The organism is Flavobacterium sp. HBTb2-11-1 (assembly GCF_009826975.1).
Lineage (GTDB): Bacteria > Bacteroidota > Bacteroidia > Flavobacteriales > Flavobacteriaceae > Flavobacterium.
This window is the reverse complement of sequence record NZ_WUMO01000014.1, coordinates 1-23,233: the sequence shown is the minus strand read 5'-3', so window position 1 is coordinate 23,233 and position 23,233 is coordinate 1. Positions and strand designations below refer to the sequence as shown.

The following is a 23,233-nucleotide window of genomic DNA, read 5'->3' as shown; positions in this document are numbered from 1 at the left end:
TGTCGGGGCTAGATTAGAAAGTCTCGTTTTCATAAGAACCTTAAAAAACGAAACCCGACAGGTTTTAAAAACCTGTCGGGCTTACTATGTGCAACTATCTTTGTTGTAGTTTTAAAATTCAACAAAGATTATTTCTAATATTAATGACTCAAATTCTCAATCTCTTTCGGATCATGTTTGTGTTTAAACAAAACAGCAAAAGCAATTGCAATTACCAAAGCATAAAGTGCAAACGAAAGCCAGATAGTATGCCAATCTTTCATTAAAACTGGATTTGTAAAAATTCCATCTGCAGAAATTGAATTTCCTTGACTCCTTACAAATTCTACCATCTTTTCATTAGAAGCATCTGTTTGTAAAAATCCTGCTAATTCTGTAGTATTAGCAAACGATTTTGTAAAGAAACGATCAATTGCCCAACCTGAAGTTAAACTTCCTAAAACCGCACCTACTCCATTGGTCATCATCATAAATAAACCTTGCGCAGAAGAACGAATTTTAGAATCGGTATTGCTTTCAACAAATAAAGAACCTGAAATATTAAAGAAATCAAACGCCATTCCGTAAACAATACAAGAAAGGATAATCATCCATAAACCATTTACGGGATCTCCAAAAGCAAATAATCCGAAACGTAAAACCCAAGCTAGCATACTAATCAACATTACTTGTTTGATTCCGAAACGTCTTAAGAAAAATGGAATCGCCAAAATAAACAATGTCTCAGAAACCTGAGAAATTGACATAATAATAGTCGAATATTGAATCACAAACGAATCTGCATATTTAGGAAAATGTTTAAATTCATCCAAAAACACATCTCCATAGGCATTTGTTAATTGAAGCGCTCCTCCCAAAAACATAGAAAAAACAAAAAACAAAGCCATTTTGTAGTTTGCAAACAATTTGAAAGACTCTAAGCCAAAAGTTTCAATCCAAGTTGCATTTTCTTTAATCAAACGCTGTGGTTCACATTTTGGCAACGTAAAAGCATAAATTCCAAGAATTAAAGCGCCTGCTCCAGCAATATAAAACTGATATTCAGTTGCTTTGCTACCACTCAAATTTGTAATCCACATGGCAACAATAAAACCAATTGTGCCCCAAACACGAATTGGCGGAAAATCTTTTACAATATTTTTATTGTTTAACTTAAGCGAAGTGTAAGATATAGAGTTACTCAAGGCAATAGTTGGCATATAGCAGCACATTGCCAAAAGCATAACTATAATAAAAGTATCTGGTGTAGTAACTTGTGCAATTCCAAATAAAACTGCTGCGTATAAAATATGAAGAATTCCGTAAAGCTTTTCAGCATTTACCCATCTGTCGGCAATAATACCTGTTAGAGTTGGCATAAAAAGAGAAGCGATTCCCATAGTTCCGAAAACTAGTCCAAATTGAGTTCCTTCCCAGTTTTTTGTGCCAAACCAATAATTTCCAATTGTTATAAGCCAGGCTCCCCAAACAAAAAATTGAAGAAAGCTCATTAAAATCAATCTGTTTTTAATCCCCATATAATTAAAATTGTTCTTTAGTAAAAATGAAGCGGTAAAACTACCATTTAAAATAATATCTGCAAAAAATTATGCTGTTTTAACAACATCATTCACTAATTCAAGAACTGCAGCAAATTGTTCTTCTCTACTTAAGTAAGAATTATCAATCTCTATTGCATCATCAGCAATGACTAAAGGAGAATCTGCACGGTGTGTATCCATATCGTCTCTTTCGATAACATTTTTCAAAACATCTTCATAAGACACATTATCTCCTTTTGCTTGTAATTCGTCAAAACGTCTTTGTGCGCGAGTTTCAGCGCTTGCTGTCATGAAAATTTTAAGTTCTGCATTTGGAAAAACAACCGTTCCAATATCACGACCATCCATAACAATAGCTTTGTTGGTTCCCATTTCTTGCTGCTGCTCTACTAACTTGGCACGAACCTCTGAAACTGCTGCTACTTTACTGACATAGTTAGAAACTTCAATAGTTCTAATCTGCTTTTCTACATTTTCACCATTTAAATACATTTCTGCAAAACCTAAATCAGCATTAAATCTAAATTCAAGTTTAATATCAGCTAATGCTTCAATCAAAGCTTCTTTCTTAAAAAAATCAGCTCCAATCAGATTATGCTGCATGGCAAAATAAGCAACAGCACGATACATCGCTCCTGTATCTACATAGACATATTCCAGCTCTTTTGCTAATTGTTTGGCAAGAGTACTTTTGCCTGTAGATGAAAATCCGTCGATGGCAATGGTAATTTTTTTCAATTTTATATTTTTAAATTTTTTATTCTTTTAAATACAATTGGTTTTAATAATAAATACTCATTAAAATATCCGATTCAGAACTATCAATTAATCGTGATATTCTATCAAAGTATTTTTTATTAACCATAGGACAGCCAAAACTATTGCAAATGTAGCCATCTTTCTCTTCATATGGAACATCATAATAGTAATGAAAAACGATATCTCGTTTAAAAGCATTACTATTGGTTGTATCTAGTCCATACAGTTTATATGCTTTGCCAAACTTTCCGTAATAATGCTTTCCAATATAATATTTTCCTAATGAAGTGCTTAATGAATTGGGAACGTTGCTAAAACGAAGTTTTCCTTTAACTCCAGTTTCAGAACCAGAACCGTGAGCAACCAAACCTTTATCAATAATTTTATTTGCTTTTAAATCATAAACAAAAAAACGATTCTTTCCCGAGCTAATCTTCATATCAATAAAAAAAGCAATTTTATTATTGTATTGAGGATTTTTACTAATCAGCTTTTTCACATCAGCAATTTGACATTCAATTCTTTTATTTTCAGAAGTCAATGAAGCAATTTCTTTACTATCAGATAACAGCAAATACCCCACAAAAAATGCGAGAATAAAAAGGAATGCGATAATTAGTTTTTTCATTGATAATGGGATTCACAAAAAACTTTTTATTATTGGATACCAAATATATTCAATAAAAGTCTCATGTACTTATTGAAAATTTAAGGTCAAACCAAAAAGACTTGTATTAGCCGCCAATGTATATCTGGAATATGAATAATTAAATTTCAACTTATTCATTCTTAAACCAAAACCTAATGAGACACCCGAAAAATTACGTTGTTCTTCAACTCGTAACTCTTCGCCTCTTCTAAAATTATATCCGATACGGAAATTGAATGCTTTTTTAGGAAAAAGCTCCACGCCAAAAGCCACGTGTCTCAAAGCATTATTCACAAAAGAAACTTTCTCAGCACTTGTAGATCCGTCGATTTTAGTTTCTCCTCGATTAGGATTCGAAAAAGAGATATTCCATTGCTGCAAATTTTCTAACGAAAGATGCCAACGAATTGGTACATGTTCTAATTCCTGCGAAACTCCCGCTACGATTTCAAAAGGAAGATTTTCTTTAATTCCGGAGTAAGTAGTAAACTGTGTCCCCATATTTCTAAACACAAGAGCAAAATTCAGGTCATTCATTTCATTTACATAGAGAAATCCCAAATCAACAGCGCCACCAATCGAATTATAGCTTTCAAGAGATGAAGTTATCAGTTTAGCACTTGCTCCTATATAAAAGTCTGTAAAAGGGACATTGTATGCATATCCAAGCGATAAAGCACCTTCACTTCCTGTAAAATTTGAAGTAGCCTGGCCATTTTCGTCATAACCTTCAAATGTACCGTAGTTTACATAAGTAACGCCAGCATAAAAAGTCTGAACATGTCTGTCATAGGTATATGCGTACGATGCTGTTCCGTATGAAGCTTCGCCGTAGTAACTTCCGTAATTCAATGCTAAATGATTATCCATGTCTGCATTTATAAGTGCAGGATTTGACATGGCTTGATTAACATCTTCATCATATATCGTAATAACATCTCCTCCTAATGCAGCTTGTCTTGGCGAAGTGGTTAGATTTAAAAACTGATAGGTGTAGCGCCCTCCAACTTGTCCGAAAGAATGCGAACAAATTAAGAATACAAAAAATAAAACAACTTTTTTAAGCATTTGTTTTTGGCGTACCTATATGGCATAACGCAACTGCAAATATAAAATTATATAACACTTAAAATAAAGTCCAATAAAAAAATTCCAAATCCCAATAAGAAAATTGGAATTTGGAATTTTATATTTTAAAGTTTTTAAATTTACTTTAATTCTTTAGCGTTTTTTACTTTCTGATCAGTTAAAGCTACTGCCAAAACTTCACTCATTTCTTTCACATAATGAAAAGTCAAGCCTTCTAAATACTCAGCTTTAATTTCATCAATATCACTTTTGTTTTCGTGGCAAAGAATAATTTCTTTGATTCCTGCTCTTTTTGCCGCTAAGATTTTTTCTTTAATTCCACCAACTGGAAGCACTTTTCCGCGAAGCGTAATTTCTCCAGTCATAGCCAAGCTTTTCTTTACTTTTTTCTGAGTTAAAAGTGAAACTAAAGAAGTAAGCATAGCAATACCAGCGCTCGGTCCGTCTTTTGGAGTAGCCCCTTCTGGAACGTGCAAGTGAATGTTATATTTCTGGAAAAGCTCAGTGCTAATACCTAATTTCTTCGCATTTGCTTTAATGTATTCTAATGCAATTGTAGCAGATTCTTTCATTACAGTTCCAAGGTTTCCTGTAATGCTCAATGAACCTTTTCCTTCAGAAATTAAAGATTCGATAAACAAAATATCTCCTCCAACACTTGTCCAAGCCAAACCTGTAACTACACCCGCCACATCATTATTTTCGTATTTATCGCGCTCTAATCTTGGCACACCCAAAATCGCTACGATATCTTCATCTGTAACTTTTTTGTTGTACTCCTCTTCCATTGCAACCGATTTGGCTGCATTTCTAATTACTTGTGCAATCTTAGTTTCCAAGTTACGAACGCCAGATTCTCTAGTATAACCTTCAATGATTTTTTCTAATTGTTTTTTGCCGATAGTCAAATCTTTTGCAGTTAAACCGTGCGCTTCTAACTGTTTTGGAAACAAATGCCTTTTAGCAATTTCAACCTTTTCTTCAATCGTGTAGCCTGACATTTTGATTACTTCCATTCTGTCACGCAAAGCAGGCTGGATTGCAGACATATTATTTGAAGTCGCAATAAACATTACTTTAGACAAATCATATCCCATTTCAAGGAAATTATCATAAAAAGCGTTGTTTTGCTCAGGATCTAAAACCTCTAATAAAGCTGAAGATGGATCGCCGCTATTGCCGCTTGATAGTTTATCAATCTCATCTAAAATAAATACAGGGTTTGATGTTCCTGCTTTTTTTAAACTCTGAATGATGCGTCCTGGCATCGCTCCGATATAAGTTTTTCTATGTCCACGAATTTCTGCTTCGTCGCGTAAACCTCCTAAAGAAATACGCACATACTCACGTCCTAAAGCTTCTGCAACAGAACGACCGATAGAAGTTTTTCCAACTCCCGGAGGTCCTGTTAAGCATATAATTGGAGATTTCATGTCATTTCGCAATTTCAAGACTGCCAAATGCTCAATCATTCTTTTCTTTACTTCATCAAGACCAAAATGATCTCTATCTAAAACTTTCTGTGCATGTTTCAAATCAAATTTATCTTTAGAATATTCGCCCCAAGGCAATTCTAAAAACAGCTCTAAATAATTACGCTGAATTCCAAAATCTGGTGACTGCGGATTCATTCTGCGCATTTTAGACAATTCTTTTTCGAAATGTTTCTGCGTTTTTTCGTCCCATTTTTTGGTTTTCGCCTTCTGCCCCATTTCATCCATTTCCTCTTCCTGCGAAACGCCTCCCAATTCTTCTTGAATGGTTTTCATCTGCTGGTGAAGGAAATATTCTCTTTGCTGCTGGTCTAAATCAAAACGAACTTTTGACTGAATGTCATTCTTCAATTCTAATTTTTGAAGCTCAACATTCATATAACGTAAAGTTTCTAAAGCGCGTTCTTTCAATCCGTTTATCGATAAAAGCCCTTGTTTTTCTTTTACAGACAAATTCATGTTTGAAGAAACAAAGTTTATCAAAAACGATTGACTTTCAATATTTTTAATTGCAAAAGTAGCTTCAGAAGGAATATTTGGACTTTCCTTAATAATCTGGATTGCCAATTCTTTTACAGAGTCTAAAATCGCTGTAAATTCAGTGTCATTTTCGTCTGGACGTTCTTCTGCAACCTCTTTGATTGTTGCTGTCATGTACGGCTCTTCTAAAACAATTTCGTCAATTTCGAAGCGTTTTTTCCCTTGAAGAATTACCGTAACGTTCCCGTCAGGCATTTTAAGTACACGTAAAATACGCGCTACAGTTCCTACTTTATGAATATCATCTTTTGATGGATCTTCATCTTCCTCATTAATTTGAGATACAACACCAATAATTTTTCCGCCTGCGTTAGCATCATTAATTAGTTTGATAGACTTATCTCTTCCGGCAGAAATCGGGATAACAACCCCAGGAAACAATACCGTATTTCGTAAAGGTAAAATTGGAAGCGAAATAGGAAGTTCTTCATTATTCATTTCCTCCTCGTCTTCTGGTGTCAACAATGGAATTAATTCTGCCTCTGAGTCAAATTCTTGAAGTGACAGATTGTCAATAGTAAGTATTTTATGGTTTGACATAATAAAATATAAGTCGTTTTGTCATTAAATTTCTCATACTATCTGTAAAAGGAGTATTGCTTATTGAAGCTTTTCGTGAAAACAGGTTTCGTTTTTCAATTACAAGATAGGGCATAAAAATAGACAATCATTATGCCAAAACAAACTTAAACTACAAATTATTCCAATTAAGTAATTTCAAAATACAATCGATTCTAAAGTTTAGAAAATAAAAAACCCGAAAAAAGATTTTCGGGTTTTAAAATATATTATTTCTGGCACTTACTTCAAAGAATACGAAACGAGTTCTGAAGTAGCTCCTGATGATTCTAATTTTACAATTCCAACATCTTTAGCGATCCAATAGTAAGTATCAGATGAAGAAGTTTGCCCTTGCGTTGAAGCTTCTATATGAAATTTAAATTTAACAACGTTATTATAAGTTACCTCTTTCACTTTTATACTTCCTTTTTCTAAAATGGTTCCAGTATATTTTACATTCATTTTAATAGCTGGAAAATTAGGTATATTGAAAGTTGTTTCTTGTGAATAGCTTCCTTCCCAAGTTTGATTTACTTCTAAATAATCTTTAAAAATGATAAATTCGTAACCAGTCATTTTACCAGTTATTCCTTCTGTATTATAAGTAAGTTCATCTATACTAATATAATAATCCCCTTTAACTTTCTTTAATGAGGCACCTGCTATCGCTGAAACGTCTTCATTTCCCCCTAAAAGTTGGTTGAATTTATAATAGGTATTTCCATCTTTATTGGATGAACTTTCAATTTTCACAGTGCTTTCTGACCCATCTTGGTCAAATACCCATTGATTTCCCACTTTTGAAGGCCAGTAATCTCCTGTTGATTCTCCGGCACTTTCTTCAGAATCACTGCTGCATGAATTGAACATAAGTCCTGTCATAACAAACAGGATTGCAAAGCATTTGTTTAGTTTTCTCATAATTGAATTTGTTTTTGGTATTAAAATTTTATGTGAAATTATAGCAATGAATGTATTATACCTTACGGCATTACGTAAAATCAAAAAATATTTTTTATTTTTTTATCAAAACTGTAACAAACAAAAAAAAGCCAAGTCTTTATTAAAAACCAAAAGCCACTACTTGAATATAAACAACCAAAATATCGAAGAACTGATTGCGCTTTGCAAAAGCAATAATCAGAAAGCGCAATTTGAAATATACAATCGCTATTGTAAGGCGATGTATAACGTGGCTTTTCGTATTGTAAAAGACGAACATTTTGCACAAGACGTCATGCAGGAAGGTTTCTTAAAAGCTTTTACAAAAATCAATGACTATAAACAAGAAGTGGCTTTTGGAGCATGGTTAAAAAAAATAATCATCAATTATAGCATCGATTTTTACAAGAAAAATAACTCTTTTCATGTAGAAGATTTAAGCAAACAGCTTTATAAAATCGAAGAAAACGACGGAATTATTTCTGAAAATATTGACTTAAACTCTCTAAAAGTAAAACAGGTTTTAGATACAATTCTGCAGCTGAAAGATAATTACAGAATGGTGCTGACGCTTTTTTATATAGAAGGTTATGATCAAGAAGAAATCTGCGAAATTTTAAACATCACATACGCAAATTGCAGAACAACTTTGAGCAGAGCAAAAGATAGTTTGAGAAAAAAATTGGAAGAAATATAAAATGAATTGGAATTATGAAAAATGAAAAAGACAACTTAGACGAATTATTCAACAGATTTGAAAACCAATGGGATATTCAGGAATTAAATCCGGATCATCAGATGGATTTTCTTCAAAAACTAAACAAAAAAGAGCCTAAGAAAAGATACTGGTTCGTGACTGCTATTGCAGCCTCGATTGTATTGATGCTTGGAATATCTCTTTTTTATAAAAATGAAAAGCCAAAAGAATTCAAATTTGCTTCTAAAGAGACTAAACGCACCGATTCTATTTTCAACATTCTGATTGACAACGAACTGGTTAAATTGAAAGAGAAAAATTCGCCAGAAAATCAGCAGATTATTAATGACGCTATGAAGCAGATGAAAACTTTTGACGCCGATTATCAAAAAATCATAAATGAATTGCAGAAAAATGGTGAGAACAAACAGATTATCTATGCAATGATTAGTAATCTGCAAACGCGCATTTCTTTTTTACAGACTGTTTTGAAAAGAATTGAAGACAACGAAAAACTAAAAAACACCTCTAATGAAAAAACACTATAACTTACTCATCTTATTTCTTTTGATTCCTCTTTTAGGATTTTCAAATGATGACGCTTTTATAACGAAACAAAAAACAATTAAAAAAACGTATATCGTAAACTCAAACGCAGGAATTGATGTAGATAATAAATACGGCAACATTACTGTAACTACTTGGGATGAAGATAAAATTGATCTTGATATTACGATTAAAGTTAACGGTCCAAACGAAAATTGGGTAAACGAACGCTTAAACAGCATTGATGTGAATATCACTGCTCTTAAAAGCATGGTAACTGCAGTAACTACGTTAGGAAGTTCTAATCTCAAAAGCAAAGGAAGCAATAACAGTTTTGAGATCAACTATGTTATTAAAATTCCGAAGAATGGAACCATTAAACTTGCTAATAAATATGGGAATATTTCTGTTCCAAATGCAGAATCTTCTACAGATATAGACTGTAAATACGGAAAAGTTATTTTGGGAAGATTAAGCGGATCCAACAATCAAATTTCAATTCAATACTGCCAAAATTCAAGTATAGACTATATAAAAGCAGGAAATATTGATGCTAGATATTCTAATCTTAAAATTAATGGCTCTGGCAATTTAAATTTAGATGCAAATTATACAGATGTTAACCTTAATGATGGCCAAAACATTAAAGCAGATTGCAACTATGGAACGCTTAAATTTCAAAAAATCAATTCTCTAAACGGTTCTGGAAATTATTTGACCTTTATTATTGGGGAAATCTCAAGCAATTTTAGCTATGATACCAATTACAGTAAAATCAGTGTTGGAACTGTAACTGAAAAAGCTGGAAATATTACAGTAAACTCTGGATATACTGACATTACGATTGGCTACGTTCCAAACTATGCTTTTGACTTTGATATATCAGGAAAATATACAAATATAAAACACGATAATTCGTTAGAGATTTCTGTTACTGAAATTAAAAGCAACAGCAAAAGAATTGCAGGCTTTTACAAGAAAAAAGGTCAGAACAAAATCAATATTACTTCCAATTACGGGAATATTTCGCTAACAAAAAAATAATCATCTAAAAATCAAAACAATGAAAAAGTCAATTTTATTACTAGCATTTGCACTTTGCACAATTAGCAATATCAATGCGCAAGACAAAATCAAACTTCAAGGAAACGGAAAAGTAGTTTCTGAAACTAGAACCACTGGAGATTACGACGGGGTTAAAATAGCTGGTTTCTTTGATGTAGACCTCGTGTCCGGAAAGGAAGGGAAAATTACAATCAAAGGAGAAGAAAATTTATTATCTGCAATCAAAGTAGAAGTTGAAGATAAGTCGTTAAAAATTTATGTTGAAAAAGGAACTCAAATACGTACAAGCTCAGGCAATAAAATTCAAGTTACCGTTCCATTTGAGAAAATTTCAGAATTGAGTTTAGCTGGCTCAGGAGATATTCAGTCGAAAGATGTCATTAAAAATGATAATCTAGCACTAAAATTAGCAGGTTCAGGAAATTTAACTCTTCCAGTTGATACTAATAACTTAGAATTGCATGTAAGCGGCTCCGGAAATATTCATTTGAAAGGAACTGCAGACAAACTTACAACCAAACTTTCTGGTTCTGGCGATATTGACGCTTCGAACTTAAAATCTAAAATTGTAGAAGCAAATGTTTCTGGATCAGGAAATAGCAAAGTAACTTGTGCCGAAAGTATTACAGCTAGAGTTGCTGGTTCTGGAAATATAAAATATATAGGAAATCCTGAGAAAAGAGATGTAAAAGTTTCTGGATCTGGAACTATTACAAAAGGTTAATTTTCGAAAAAAATATCACGAATTACAAAAGAAATCATTCAAACAATCCTTGCAATTCGTGATATTGGTTGTTGCAAAAGACGTTTCATTAATTTGAAACGTCTTTTTTATGTACTCTTCTTAAAAGGAAAATTGACGTTACAAAGAATATCGCCAAAATCACAATAGCCGCACGCGGACTTCCAGTAATCTGATCAATAATTCCGTAAACACACATTCCAATTACAATTCCGACCTTTTCAGCCACGTCATAAAAACTAAAGAATGATGCTGTATCTTCTGTTTCAGGCAATAATTTAGAATATGTCGAACGTGATAAAGCTTGAATTCCACCCATTACAAATCCAACAATGGTTGCCATTACATAAAAATGTATTGGCAGTGTGATAAAATAAGCTAATGCACAAAATACAGCCCAAATTCCATTTATAAATATTAAAGTCGGAACGTTACCAAATTTTTCAGATGCTCTTGAAGTTAAAACTGCACCCAAAACAGCTACTAATTGGATAATTAAAATACAAATAATCAAACCAATTGTGCTTTGTTCTTTGGTTTCCCACTGAATTTCCTGTGCTCCAAAATAAGTGGCCACAAGCATTACAGTCTGAACGGCCATACTAGAAACGAAAAAACCTCCTAAATAACGTCTTAGCGGAATAATATCTTGTAATAAGCTCCAAACCTTCTTTAGCTCTTTAAAGCCGTTAAATATTACAGATTTTGTCAGCTTTTGCCCTGTTTCTTTACTGCCTTTTGGCAAATAATAATAAGTATATTGGCTAAATAAAATCCACCAAACTCCAACCATTACAAAAGAATAACGCATTGCTTTCATTGCAGCTTCTCCATCAGTACCTGATATTCCAAAAAGCTTTGGCTTCATAATCATGGCTAGATTGATGATTAGCAAAATAACACTTCCAATGTAACCTAAAGAATATCCTTTTGCACTAATTCTATCTTGCTGTTCTTCAAAAGCGATATCTGGCAAATATGAATTATAAAAAACCAAACTTCCCCAGTATCCTAATAATCCAAGGAAATAAAATGCTAGTCCAACATAAATATTTTCAAGATCAAACCAATACAACCCCATGCATGACAAAGCTCCCACATAACAGAAAAATTTCATGAAGGATTTTTTGTTACCAACATAATCGGCAATACCCGATAATAAAGGAGAAATAAAAGATACAACCAAAAAGGCCGCTGCTGTGATAAAACTAATTAATGCTGAATTTTTTAGGTGAAGACCAAAAACATCAATGTAATGATCACGATCACTGAATAACGCTTCATAAAAAATTGGAAACACTGCCGAAGCGATTGTAAGTGTGTAAACTGAATTTGCCCAATCATAAAATGCCCAAGCATTTAAAAGCTTCTTATCTCCTTTTGGTAGGTTTTTCATAGAAATGGTTTGTTAAATAGGCTACGAATTTATCTATTTTTTATGATAATCAAATACAAATTATCTAATTCGTTCATTAATAAATTATAAACAAAAAAGCCATTCGTAATGAATAGCTTTTCTGAATTATCCTAAAAATATATTTTATTTAATAGTCCCTACTTTTAATGAAATTGCTTTTGCTTCGGGAATTAAAGCTTTAATATTTGCAATTCTTGTAGCATCAGAAGGGTGAGTGCTCATGAATTCTGGAGTTCCTGAACCACCTGATTTCGCCGCCATTCTGCTCCAAAAAGCTACAGCATCATCTGGATTGTAACCTGCAATTGCCATCAAAGTCAAACCAATTTTATCAGCTTCACTTTCGTTGCTTCTGCTAAATGGAAGCATAACTCCTACCTCAGAACCAATTCCGTATGCTTGTGCAAATATCTGCTGGGTCGCTTCAGATTTTCCGCTAGTTGCTGCTCCTAAAGCTGCACCTCCTATTTGCTGTAGTTGTGCCGCAGACATTCTTTGCGCACCGTGATTTGCTAATGCGTGAGAAACTTCATGCCCCATTACCGTTGCCAAACCTGATTCGTTTTGTGTAATTGGCAGAATTCCAGAATAAACCACAATTTTGCCTCCTGGAAGGCACCATGCATTTACTTCTTTATTATCAACCAATTTATATTCCCAGCGATAATCTTTTAAGTATTGTGTCTGACCTAAATAATTTAAGTATCTCTCCGCAGCTGCCTTTATTTTAAACCCTACAGTTTCAACAAGTTTTGCATCTGCAGTTCCAGTAATAACTTTGTTTTCATTTAAAAACTGGCTGTATTGCTGAAAAGAAGATGGAAATAATTCGCTATTCGAAACAAAATTCAAATTTTGTTTTCCCGTAATTGGATTTGTTGCGCAACCCATAATAAGTGCTCCAAAAACCCCTAAAAACACATATTTTTTCATAATTCGAGCTATTTTTATAACAAAAATACGATTAAAAAAGATAAAATGTTTTATACGATAAATCAAAAAATTATCAAAATTTGACTATTCACCAATAATGTGAAGCTCATTAAACTCTTTATCAACCAGTAAGAAATTATTTTGCTCGAAACTAATTTCGTCAAACTCAATTTTTTCATTGTCAATTTCGATTTCCGTAACTTTAAATGGAAGTCCAATTAAATTGATTTTATATTTCGAGTATGGTGTTTCGTATTTTCCTTCTTTGTGAACCTGAATAATAAGTTCCTTTTCTTTCCCTATATTTCTAAATGACAAATAGCTATAACGTCCTTTTTTATAATCATAACCATCTTGAGCATCTTCGTAAACTGCCGACTGCTCTTTACCATTTTTATAGTAAACGTCAAGTATCAATTCATCAAATTCTAACTCGCCCACATATTGCTGAACTGGATATTTAGGAATAATGGCACCTGCTTTTACAAAAACAGGAATTTCATCAAATTTACTATCAATCCAAATCTCTCTTCCGCCAATAAAAAGTTCATTTGTCCAGTAGTTATACCATTCTCCTCTAGGAATATACATACGTCTACCTACAGCATTAGGTTCAAGTATTGGACAAACTAAAATTTGATTTCCAAAGATAAATTCATCGTTGCGATAATGCGTCTGCGTATCGTCCTGATCAAAGTAAACTAGCGGTTTTAACATCGGAACTCCTTCTTCAATATATTGCCAAAACATAGTGTATAAATAAGGAAGCAATTGATAGCGAAGGCTAACAAATTTTCTAGTGATATTAATCACTTCTTCGTCAAATGACCACGGTTCCTGGTTTCCGTGATCTCCAGAAGAGTGCGTTCTACAAAACGGATGAAAAACGCCTAACTGAATCCAACGGGCATACAACTCGCCTGAAGGCTGTTCTGCAAATCCTCCAATGTCAGAACCAGTGAATCCCATTCCCGAAATGGACATTCTCTGCACTTGTATATTTGCAATCCACAAATGCTCCCAAGTGGCCACATTATCTCCTGTCCAAGAAGAAGTATATCGCTGTGCTCCAGAATAAGCCGATCTTGTAATTACAAACGGACGTTTCGGATAAGCAAATCGTTTAACTCCATGATAAGTTGCTCTTGCCATTTGTGTTCCGTAAATATTATGTGCTTTTCTATGACTGCACGGATTTCCATCATAAAAATGACGCACATCCATCGGAAATGTTTTATTTGGAACTTCCATTACTGCAGGTTCATTCATGTCGTTCCAAACTCCCTTTACGCCTATTTCCGAAACTAATTCTTTAAATAAACCTGCCCACCATTCTCTAACTGCGGGATTTGTATAATCAGGAAAATTACATTCGCCTGGCCAAACTTTTCCTTTCATATAAGGTCCATCAGCTCTTTTGCAGAAATAATCTTTTTCTAAAGCTTCTTTATAAACCCAATAATCTTTGTCAATTTTAATTCCGGGATCTATAATTACAACAGTTTTAAAACCATCTTCGGCTAATTCAGCGACCATTTTCTTTGGATCTGGAAAATAGTTTTTGTTCCAAGTAAAACATCTAAAACCATCCATATAATCAATGTCCAAATAAATGGCATCACACGGAATTTGAAGTTCCCTAAATTTTGATGTGATTTCTTTTACTTTACTTTCTGGATAATAACTCCACTTACATTGATGGTACCCTAAAACCCAAAGTGGCGGCAATTCTGGTTTACCCGTTAAATCGGTGTAAGTGGTTACAACGTCCTGCATTTGAGGGCCATAAATGAAATAATAGTTCATTTCGCCACCTTCTGCCCAAAAGCTGGTAATATTTCTTCTTTCTTGACAGAAATCGAAGAAAGTTCTAAAGGTATTATCAAAAAATATTCCGTACGATTGTTTGTTGTGCAAGCCAATGTAAAACGGAACAACTTTATATAAAGGTTCCTGATCTTTTTGGTAAGCATATTGATCTGTAGCAAAATTTTCTACTCTTTTGCCTTTAAGATTCATTTGAGTCGCTTTATCCCCAAGACCGTAATAACATTCACCGTCTTTAGAATATTTACTCATTTTTACAATGTTTCCGCCATATTCATAGCTTTCCTCCCAATGAAAACCAAGTTCATCTTCCAGAATTAGAAAATCGTTTAAATCATAAATGGAGAGACGAAGATCTGCTTTTTGGATTTTACATTTTACTTTGCTAGTCCTAATCTGGAAATAGGTTTCTTCTTCCGTAAGTTCTAAAAAATTATAACCGTGAAGCTGGCTTTTATCGATAGCATACGAAAAGTCATTACTGAAATAACCTTTTGTAGTAAAACGAAATCGGATTAAACTATCGCGAAGAATTGTAACTTTTAAAATTACTTTGTTGTCGGTATTAAAGAAAATAGAATCTCCTTCATGTTCATAAGAGACAATTTTTGATGGGTATAAATCGCCTTTGTATTCTAATGATGTGTTTGTAATCATATCTCAAATGAATTAATTTAACATTTTCCTTCTATTCAAACATACAAAAAAAGTTCGTAATACCCTATGAATAAAAGGTTTATTCACGAAAACGTTTTTTCTGAATGAGTTTCAAATTACAAAACAAAAAAACAGCAATTTGATAATTTTGAAACGATATAATGACAAAATCTTAGTTGCAGATTTTTTATTCAATCAAAGAATATACAGTAACACTTAAAGGAGGTAAAATTAATGCGACAGAAAAATCTCTCCCATCATAAGCAACTGTTTCTATTTTTAATGCGTTAGAATTTTCAACACCGCTTCCACCGTAAATTGTGGCATCGCTATTAAAAATCTCTTTCAATTTGCCTTTTTTAGGAGTACCAATTCTATAATTTTCTCGAACAACTTCAGTAAAATTGCACACCACAATCAAATTCTCATTAGGATTATTCCCTTTTCGGATGTAAGATAAAATCGCATTTTGGTGATCTGAATAATTAATCCATTCAAAACCATCTCCACTAAATTGCTTTTCGTACAACGCAGGCTGAGATTTATACAATTGATTCAAATCTGTAATCAATTTTTTTATTCCAGAATGAAAACCATATTGCAGCAAATGCCAGTCTAAACTTTGTTCGAAATTCCATTCAGAAGTTTGACCAAGTTCAGCTCCCATAAACAGAAGTTTTGTGCCAGGGTGCGTAAACATATAACCATATAGCAATCTTAAATTTGCAAAACGTTGCCATTCGTCACCAGGCATTTTATAAATAAGGGAATTTTTGCCGTATACCACTTCGTCATGCGAAAATGGAAGCATAAAATTTTCAGTAAAAGCATACGTCATCGAAAAAGTCAATTCATTCTGATGATATTTTCTGTAGATGGTTTCTTTTTGAAAATATTTTAAAGTATCGTGCATCCAGCCCATCATCCATTTCATTCCAAAACCTAAACCTCCTATAGAAGTGGGTCTTGAAACCATCGGAAAAGAAGTGCTTTCTTCTGCAATAGTTTGAATTCCATCAAAATTAGAATAGATTACTTCATTAAATTCTTTAAGAAAGCTAATGGAATCAAGATTTTCTCTTCCTCCAAAAATATTGGCTTCCCATTCTCCATCTTTTCTAGAATAATCCAAATAAAGCATAGACGCTACAGCATCAACTCTAAGTCCGTCGATGTGATAATTTTGAAGCCAAAAAACAGCGTTACTAATTAGAAAGGCCCGAACCTCATTTCTTCCATAATTGAAAACCAAACTTTTCCAATCTGGATGATACCCTTTTCTGCGATCTGGATGTTCATATAAATGCGAACCATCAAAAAAGCCTAAACCATGAGCATCATCAGGAAAGTGCGATGGAACCCAGTCTAAAATGACTCCAATTCGTTCCTGATGCAATCTATCGACCAAAACCATAAAATCCTGCGGTTTACCAAAACGCGAAGTCGGTGCAAAATATCCTGTAAGTTGATAGCCCCAAGAAGGGTCATAAGGATATTCCATAATTGGCATAAACTCAACATGCGTAAAGCCTGTTTCTTTTACATATTTTACTAAATCATCTGCAAGTTCGAGATAAGTCAAAAACCGATTATGTTCTGCTCTTCTCCACGACCCCAAATGCACTTCATAAACCGAATAGGGTTTATCCAATGCATTATAATTTTGACGTTTCTGCATCCAATCTTCATCCTTCCACTTATAATCCAAATCCCAGACAACAGAAGCAGTATGAGGCGGTTTTTCGCAGTAAAGCGCAAAGGGATCTGCTTTTTCGGTAATTACACCATTTATATTAGATTGGATTTTATATTTATAAAGCGTTCCTTTTGAAATATCAGGAATAAATCCTTCCCATATTCCAGAAGAATCCCAACGCACATTTAGATTATGTTCGCCTTGAATCCAATAATTAAAATCGCCAACAACAGAAACCGACTGCGCAGTTGGGGCCCAAACTGCAAAGTAAACACCTTTAACTCCGTTCACCTCAGTTAAATGAGCTCCTAATTTTTCATATAATCTGAAGTGTTTTCCAGCTTTGAATAAATCTATATCAAAATCGGTAAAAAGAGAGTGTGCTATTACTTTAGTCATGTTTGGTTTTTATGGCGATTGGAATTTGGAATTTAGATTTTGGAATTTAGAATTTCTATATTGTTTTTTCAGGTTTTACTCAATTCTAAAGTTATCTGAAAGCGTTACACCTTTTTTGACAACGACAATACCATCTTTTATACTATACAATTCATTAGTAAAATTGTCTAAATGTTTTCCTCCGCTAATGTGAACATTGTTTCCAATACGCACATTTTTGTCGATCAAAGCATTTTTAATAAAGCAGTTTTCGCCAATTCCAACGTGAATTTTATTAATACTGCTTTCATGGTTCATTTCGTCAAGATCTTGATAGAAATCATTTCCCATGACGTAACAGTTCTCCAAAACGGTCCCCTCTCCAATTCTGGAACGAATTCCAATTACAGAGCTTTTGATCTCTTTAGCATTAATAATACAACCTTCCGAAATTAAAGATTGATTGATAATTGAATTTCTAAATTTAGATGGTGGCAGTAATCTTGGTCTCGTAAAGATTTTATTCTCATTATCGAACAAATTAAACTCTGGAATATCTGCTGTTAGACCAATATTCGCTTCAAAAAACGATTCAATATTTCCAATATCAGTCCAATATCCTTCATATTGATAACTTAAGATTTTGTGTTTACCAACCGACTGCGGAATAATTTCTTTACCAAAATCTTTTGTTTCTTGGTCAGCCATTAATTCTACAAGCAATGACTTATTGAAAATATAAATCCCCATCGAAGCCAGATACTTTTTGCCTTTCTCCTGCATTTGCTCGCTCACTTCAGATTCCCATTCTGGCAATAAAGAAGCATGAGGTTTTTCTATAAACGCATGAATATTGTTTTCGTTATCGGTTTTAAGAATTCCAAATTCAGGAGCATCTTTAGCGTTTACGGGTAAAGTGGCAATTGAAATTTCAGCATCAGCTGCAATATGAGCTTCGAGCATTTCGTTAAAATCCATTTGATATAATTGATCGCCAGAAAGAATTAAAGCGTGATCAAAATCGTGTTTCAAAAAATGCGACATACATTGTCTCACAGCATCAGCCGTTCCCTGAAACCAAGTTGGATTGTCTGGAGTTTGTTCAGCAGCCAATATATCAACAAAAGACTGGCTAAAAATGCTAAAATTAAAAGTGTTTTTAATGTGAGCATTTAAAGACGCAGAGTTGAATTGTGTTAAAACGAATATTTTAAAAATATCAGAATTGATACAATTAGAAATCGGAATATCAACCAAACGATATTTTCCTCCAATCGGAACCGCCGGTTTTGATCTTGTTTCTGTCAATGGAAATAAACGTGAACCTTGTCCACCTCCTAAAATAATGGCGACTACATTTTTCTTTTTAAATTTCATCTTGCTGAATTATTAAGTTGTATATTTCGATATATTCTTGGCAAACTCTTTCCCAGGAATGATCTGCTAACATTCCTCTTTTTAAAACCTTATTGAAATTTATTTTATCCTCATACAACCTAACAGCACGATTTATTGAATAGCATATATCAGCCACAGAAGCTTGATCATGACAAACTCCATTTCCTTCATCACCAAAATCAATAACCGTATCTCTCAACCCTCCAGTTCTTCTAACAATCGGAATTGTTCCGTAACGCATCGCATACATCTGATTTAACCCGCATGGTTCAACTCTAGAAGGCATTAAAATATAATCTGAACCTGCATAAATTAAATGTGCCAATTCTTCATTATAACCTATAAAAACATTATAATTTCCTTTATAATCATTTCGCAACTGAGTCAGCTGGGATTCAATTGAAGCATTTCCTGACCCCAGAATCAAAATATTAATTTCTTCGAAATGTTCTGACAAAGCCAAAGCGGAAGCATGCGGAAGCAAATCGCCTCCTTTTTCTTCAAACAATCTTCCAATAAAGCTAAACAGTGGCTTTGAAGGATCTAAATCAAATTCTTCACACAGTTTTTCTTTATTTTTCTGTTTTCCTATTTCAAAATCTTCAATCGAATAATTTTGTGCAATCACGTGATCTTTTATCGGATTCCAAACTTCAATATCAATTCCGTTTAAAATTCCTTTGGATTTGTTTCTAACAGAATTAAACAATGATTCTAAACCATTTGCCGAAATATTAATTTCATTTAAATAACTTGGAGAAACTGTAGTCACAGCATTTGCGCATTTAATTCCTACAGCTAGAGAGTTAATTGAATTACTCCATTCTAAAAATCCAACATGTTTTAAATCAAATTCTGGCAAATAATATAACTTATCAAAACCAAACCATCCTTGATACAAACCATTATGAATTGTTATGGCAGTTTTTACATTCTTCAAATTCTCATATTTATAAGCAAATTGCAGCAAAAACGGAATAACTCCAGTATGATGATCATGACAATTAATAATATCTGGAATTTTATTTCGTGCTATAATCCAATCGAGTGTAGCAATCTGAAAAGACAAAAATCTTTCTATATCATCTTCATAGCCATAAACATTCGGACGATTGAATAATTCATTAATTTCTATCAAATACAGTTCATAACCTAATTTATCTGTTGTTTCCTTTAAAACGCTGAACGGAAAATTAAAATCTCCTAATTTAACTGTACCCCAATGGACACATTCAAAATCATTTTCGTGCCTAAACTTTGTGTCGTAACAAGGAATTACAACTCTAAGTTCATGTCCAGCAGACTGCTGATATTTTGGCAATGCACCAACTACATCTCCCAAGCCTCCAACTTTTGCCACAGGATAGCATTCTGCACTAATATGAAATATTTCCATTTAAGAAATTAATTTATGATTATAGATAAGAAGCAATCATTTAAATACTACTTTTATGTTTTCTAAATTTAGCAAAAAACAAGCAAAAACCCTTAGTTTAAATAAGTTTTATTGAAATGGCAAAAAAGGCAACTAATCCTACTAAATCATTAAAAATTCCTAAGATTATTATAATTTCTGCGAAAATTTGCGCATTTATTTCGACAAATTTGGTTACAAAATTTGCAGCAAAAATCTTTACAACACCTATAAAACATAAAGTTCCCAAACGGGAATTAGAAATGGATGCTAAAAGCATTCAAAAATTAATTTACATTCCTGAAATCGATAAAAGCGTAGTTACGTACACCTACGGGCAAAGTCCGCGCAAAGTATTATTGGTTCACGGCTGGTCTGGAAGAGGAACTCAACTATTTAAGATTGCTGATGAACTTTTAGCAAATGGCTATTCTACAGTTAGTTTTGACGCACCAGCACATGGAAAATCAAAAGGCAAGACCACAATAATGTCTGAATTTATAGCTTCTATATTAGAAATAGAAAAACAATTTGGCCCTTTTGAAATTGCGATCGGACATTCTTTAGGGGGTATGTCAGTTCTTAATTCTATTAAAGATGGGCTTAAAGTTGAAAAAGCAATAATTATAGGAAGCGGTGATATTGTTCAGGATATTTTAGATGAATTTACCTTTAAATTAGGATTGAAGAAAGAAATCAGCATTCATTTAAGAGATTATTTTGAAAATATGTATCAGGTTAAAATGGATGATTTTTCAGCATATAAGGCTGCCAAAAAAATAAAAACTCCTGTTCTAGTCATACATGATAAAGATGATCCTGAAGTTTCTGTGAAAGCTGGATTACATATCCATGAAAACCTTGAAAATGGTTCTTTATTTTTAACTGAAGGCCTTGGTCATCGAAAAATACTCGGCAATCAAAATGTTATTAAAAAAATTCTTGAATTCATTAAAATCAGTTAACTTTATAATTAACTATATCAATTTCAACATTAAAGAGAATCAAAAATGGATTTATTTGGAGAAAATGCAGATTGGGAAATTAAATTAAAGCCCATTTTAAAAAAATATAAAGGAAAGAAACATCCTCTGGAATATCATAGCATTTATCAATTGCTTGTCATGGTTATTCTCTCTGCGCAAGATTCTGATGCCAATATAAATACTATAGCGCCAAAATTATTCGAAAAATATCCAACATTAAAAAGTATATCTCAAACGGACCTAGAGACTTTTACATCTTATGTAACTAAAGTCCGTAATCATTCTACAAAAGCAAAATGGATTTTAGAAATTGCTAAAATCATTAAAAATGATACCGATATTCCTTTAAACATGTACGATCTTACTGCTTTAAAAGGAATTGGGAGAAAATCTGCGAATGTCATTTTAAGAGAAGCCAATAAACCTGCGGAAGGCATTATTGCCGACTTACATGTTATACGCGTTGCTCCCAGAATCGGAATTATAAAGGAAAGCAAGGACGGAAATAAAGTAGAAAAAGACTTAATGCAAGTCCTTCCAAAGAATATTTGGTCAGAAATCGGAATGGCAATTTCGTTTCATGGCCGAGAAATTTGCAGACCAAAACCTAAATGCCCTGAATGTGTCTTAACCGATATTTGCTTGTACTATAATACTGTGGTAATCAAAAACTAATTATCTTCTTCTTGTATCAATCAAGTATATAATTTTCCATTCGTCTTTTTCTTTAAATAAAGTAAAAGTATTTACTCCAGAATGGCTGAACTTTTCATTTAAATAAAATTCATAAGGAGCCCAGACGTGAGCCATTGATCCATCAATCTGAATATTGTAACTTAATATTTTTTCATGAAATTTCATGTTTAGAGGAATCGATGCAATAGATTTATAAAATTCTTTTGCACTTTCATTAGACAGTTTATTCCCTTTAGTGGTGCTTTCGCTGATGGATTGCAATATCATTTTATCAGCACAAACTAATTTAATCTTTGATGAATCCCTCTGATGAAACCCTTCAAAAAAAGATTCAATGCATTTTTGAACTTCTTGTTTCTGAGCATTACATGATAGTCCTAAAAGAAGAAAAAAGATAATAGTGTAACTTTTCATCGCGATAATATAGTTTAAACGCCAAATTGAGAGAAATGATGATCTAAATGTTTTGCAAACATATTATTCCATTCTTTAGAAGACAATTTTCCAAAAGAAAGAGATTCTTTACCTTCAAATTCTTTTTCTCCTAATGTTTGTGTTTTTTGAATATAAGAAACTAACCTACTCTTTTCCAATTCAAAATCACGATCACCTTTAATAATAAATTGTGGAGCTGTACTAAGGTTTCTTGGATAAGGAGATTCACTCACTACTTTACCTTTAGCCAAAAATTTTAGTAGAAGTTTCATAAAAACATTTGGTTTAGGATGAATAGTATCATAAACCATTTCATATGTAACATTGCAGTGAGCTAACATCTGATCAACCGACATTTTACCCCAAAGTGGCTGTGTATGAGGTGTAAGCTGATTAACTCTACTTATAAATTGATCACAATCATCCTTAAGAAAAACATTTTGCATAGCTTACAAATTTAATTTACTAAAGTAAAAATATAAAAATTAACGTGTTAACTCAATTTAATGCAAAAAAAAACTCCAACTAGCAAAGCTAATTGAAGTTTTGGTACTCAGAGCGGGACTTGAACCCGCACGAACATTGCTGTTCACTGGATTTTAAGTCCAGCGTGTCTACCAATTTCACCATCCGAGCATGATGTGGTACCTCCAGGGATCGAACCAGGGACACATGGATTTTCAGTCCATTGCTCTACCATCTGAGCTAAGGTACCATTTCCACTTATATCACTATAGGTGAAGATTAGAATAAAAAACCCCGTTATAAAACA

At 33.1% G+C, this 23,233-nt stretch carries 20 protein-coding genes and 2 tRNA genes; 6 read left to right on the top strand and 16 right to left on the bottom strand.

Annotation, left to right across the window (positions count from 1 at the left end; all coding sequences use genetic code 11):
- Positions 1–140: 140 nt before the first annotated feature.
- From GR162_RS21660 to GR162_RS21635, 6 genes are all read right to left on the bottom strand, one after another.
- Positions 141–1,517: a nucleoside permease gene (locus GR162_RS21660; protein WP_160783835.1), complete on the bottom strand. Its 1,377-nt coding sequence runs from the start codon at positions 1,515–1,517 to the stop codon at positions 141–143.
- A gap of 69 nt (positions 1,518–1,586) precedes the next feature.
- Entirely contained in the window at positions 1,587–2,279 is a 693-nt protein-coding gene (gene cmk, locus GR162_RS21655; RefSeq protein WP_160783834.1) for a (d)CMP kinase, read from the bottom strand.
- Between the two features lie 43 nt (positions 2,280–2,322).
- The gene (locus GR162_RS21650; RefSeq protein ID WP_160783833.1) at positions 2,323–2,928 is read right to left on the bottom strand and encodes a murein L,D-transpeptidase catalytic domain-containing protein; all 606 of its coding nucleotides are present in this window, start codon (positions 2,926–2,928) and stop codon (positions 2,323–2,325) included.
- Positions 2,929–2,997: 69 nt separating this feature from the next.
- A complete protein-coding gene (gene porQ / locus GR162_RS21645; RefSeq protein ID WP_160783832.1) occupies positions 2,998–4,017 on the bottom strand; it encodes a type IX secretion system protein PorQ in 1,020 nt (339 codons plus the stop codon).
- A 140-nt stretch (positions 4,018–4,157) separates the two neighbouring features.
- Complete coding sequence (gene lon / locus GR162_RS21640) at positions 4,158–6,611, bottom strand: endopeptidase La (RefSeq protein WP_160783831.1); 2,454 nt, start codon at positions 6,609–6,611, stop codon at positions 4,158–4,160.
- A gap of 261 nt (positions 6,612–6,872) precedes the next feature.
- Positions 6,873–7,553, bottom strand: a complete 681-nt coding sequence (locus GR162_RS21635) for a hypothetical protein (protein WP_160783830.1) — start codon at positions 7,551–7,553, stop codon at positions 6,873–6,875.
- Between the two features lie 163 nt (positions 7,554–7,716).
- On the opposite strand from GR162_RS21635, the gene GR162_RS21630 reads away from it, so the two are divergent.
- Genes GR162_RS21630 through GR162_RS21615 form a run of 4 tightly spaced genes read left to right on the top strand, consistent with a single transcriptional unit; the run spans position 7,717 to position 10,606 of the window.
- Positions 7,717–8,271, top strand: coding sequence for an RNA polymerase sigma factor (locus GR162_RS21630; protein ID WP_160783829.1), 555 nt, complete (start codon positions 7,717–7,719; stop codon positions 8,269–8,271).
- 14 nt (positions 8,272–8,285) lie between these two features.
- Positions 8,286–8,819: an anti-sigma factor gene (locus tag GR162_RS21625; RefSeq protein ID WP_160783828.1), complete on the top strand. Its 534-nt coding sequence runs from the start codon at positions 8,286–8,288 to the stop codon at positions 8,817–8,819.
- Positions 8,803–9,861: a hypothetical protein gene (locus GR162_RS21620; RefSeq protein WP_160783827.1), complete on the top strand. Its 1,059-nt coding sequence runs from the start codon at positions 8,803–8,805 to the stop codon at positions 9,859–9,861. Before GR162_RS21625 ends, GR162_RS21620 begins: the two co-directional genes overlap by 17 nt.
- Before the next feature lie 19 nt (positions 9,862–9,880).
- Positions 9,881–10,606: a head GIN domain-containing protein gene (locus tag GR162_RS21615; RefSeq protein WP_160783826.1), complete on the top strand. Its 726-nt coding sequence runs from the start codon at positions 9,881–9,883 to the stop codon at positions 10,604–10,606.
- An 88-nt stretch (positions 10,607–10,694) separates the two neighbouring features.
- Here GR162_RS21615 and GR162_RS21610 read toward each other — a convergent pair whose 3' ends face one another.
- From GR162_RS21610 to GR162_RS21585, 6 genes are all read right to left on the bottom strand, one after another.
- Complete coding sequence (locus tag GR162_RS21610) at positions 10,695–12,020, bottom strand: MFS transporter (RefSeq protein WP_160783825.1); 1,326 nt, start codon at positions 12,018–12,020, stop codon at positions 10,695–10,697.
- A 144-nt stretch (positions 12,021–12,164) separates the two neighbouring features.
- Positions 12,165–12,974, bottom strand: a complete 810-nt coding sequence (locus tag GR162_RS21605) for a M48 family metallopeptidase (protein ID WP_160783824.1) — start codon at positions 12,972–12,974, stop codon at positions 12,165–12,167.
- 84 nt (positions 12,975–13,058) lie between these two features.
- Entirely contained in the window at positions 13,059–15,458 is a 2,400-nt protein-coding gene (locus tag GR162_RS21600) for a glycoside hydrolase family 31 protein (RefSeq protein WP_066034561.1), read from the bottom strand.
- A 187-nt stretch (positions 15,459–15,645) separates the two neighbouring features.
- Positions 15,646–17,553, bottom strand: coding sequence for a 1,4-alpha-glucan branching protein GlgB (glgB, locus tag GR162_RS21595; protein ID WP_160783823.1), 1,908 nt, complete (start codon positions 17,551–17,553; stop codon positions 15,646–15,648).
- 75 nt (positions 17,554–17,628) lie between these two features.
- On the bottom strand, positions 17,629–18,909 hold the full coding sequence (locus GR162_RS21590) for a glucose-1-phosphate adenylyltransferase (protein ID WP_160783822.1): 1,281 nt from the start codon (positions 18,907–18,909) through the stop codon (positions 17,629–17,631).
- A complete protein-coding gene (locus GR162_RS21585; RefSeq protein ID WP_160783821.1) occupies positions 18,899–20,326 on the bottom strand; it encodes a glycogen synthase in 1,428 nt (475 codons plus the stop codon). The genes GR162_RS21590 and GR162_RS21585 overlap by 11 nt, the downstream gene beginning before the upstream one ends.
- A gap of 116 nt (positions 20,327–20,442) precedes the next feature.
- Here GR162_RS21585 and GR162_RS21580 point away from each other — a divergent pair, with 116 nt between their 5' ends.
- Both GR162_RS21580 and nth read left to right on the top strand, forming a co-directional pair.
- Complete coding sequence (locus GR162_RS21580) at positions 20,443–21,309, top strand: alpha/beta hydrolase (RefSeq protein WP_160783820.1); 867 nt, start codon at positions 20,443–20,445, stop codon at positions 21,307–21,309.
- A gap of 45 nt (positions 21,310–21,354) precedes the next feature.
- Entirely contained in the window at positions 21,355–22,005 is a 651-nt protein-coding gene (gene nth, locus GR162_RS21575) for an endonuclease III (RefSeq protein WP_160783819.1), read from the top strand.
- Here the strand turns inward: nth and GR162_RS21570 are convergent, their stop codons facing one another.
- The 4 genes from GR162_RS21570 to GR162_RS21555 all read right to left on the bottom strand — a co-directional run bounded on the left by GR162_RS21570 (position 22,006) and on the right by GR162_RS21555 (position 23,176).
- Positions 22,006–22,440 carry a nuclear transport factor 2 family protein gene (locus tag GR162_RS21570; RefSeq protein ID WP_160783818.1) on the bottom strand — a complete coding sequence of 145 codons (435 nt, stop codon included), beginning with the start codon at positions 22,438–22,440 and terminating at the stop codon, positions 22,006–22,008.
- A 14-nt stretch (positions 22,441–22,454) separates the two neighbouring features.
- Entirely contained in the window at positions 22,455–22,907 is a 453-nt protein-coding gene (locus tag GR162_RS21565) for a DUF1569 domain-containing protein (protein ID WP_160783817.1), read from the bottom strand.
- 101 nt (positions 22,908–23,008) lie between these two features.
- Positions 23,009–23,097: transfer RNA gene (locus GR162_RS21560), tRNA-Leu, on the bottom strand.
- A gap of 6 nt (positions 23,098–23,103) precedes the next feature.
- Positions 23,104–23,176: transfer RNA gene (locus tag GR162_RS21555), tRNA-Phe, on the bottom strand.
- Between the last annotated feature and the right edge of the window lie 57 nt (positions 23,177–23,233).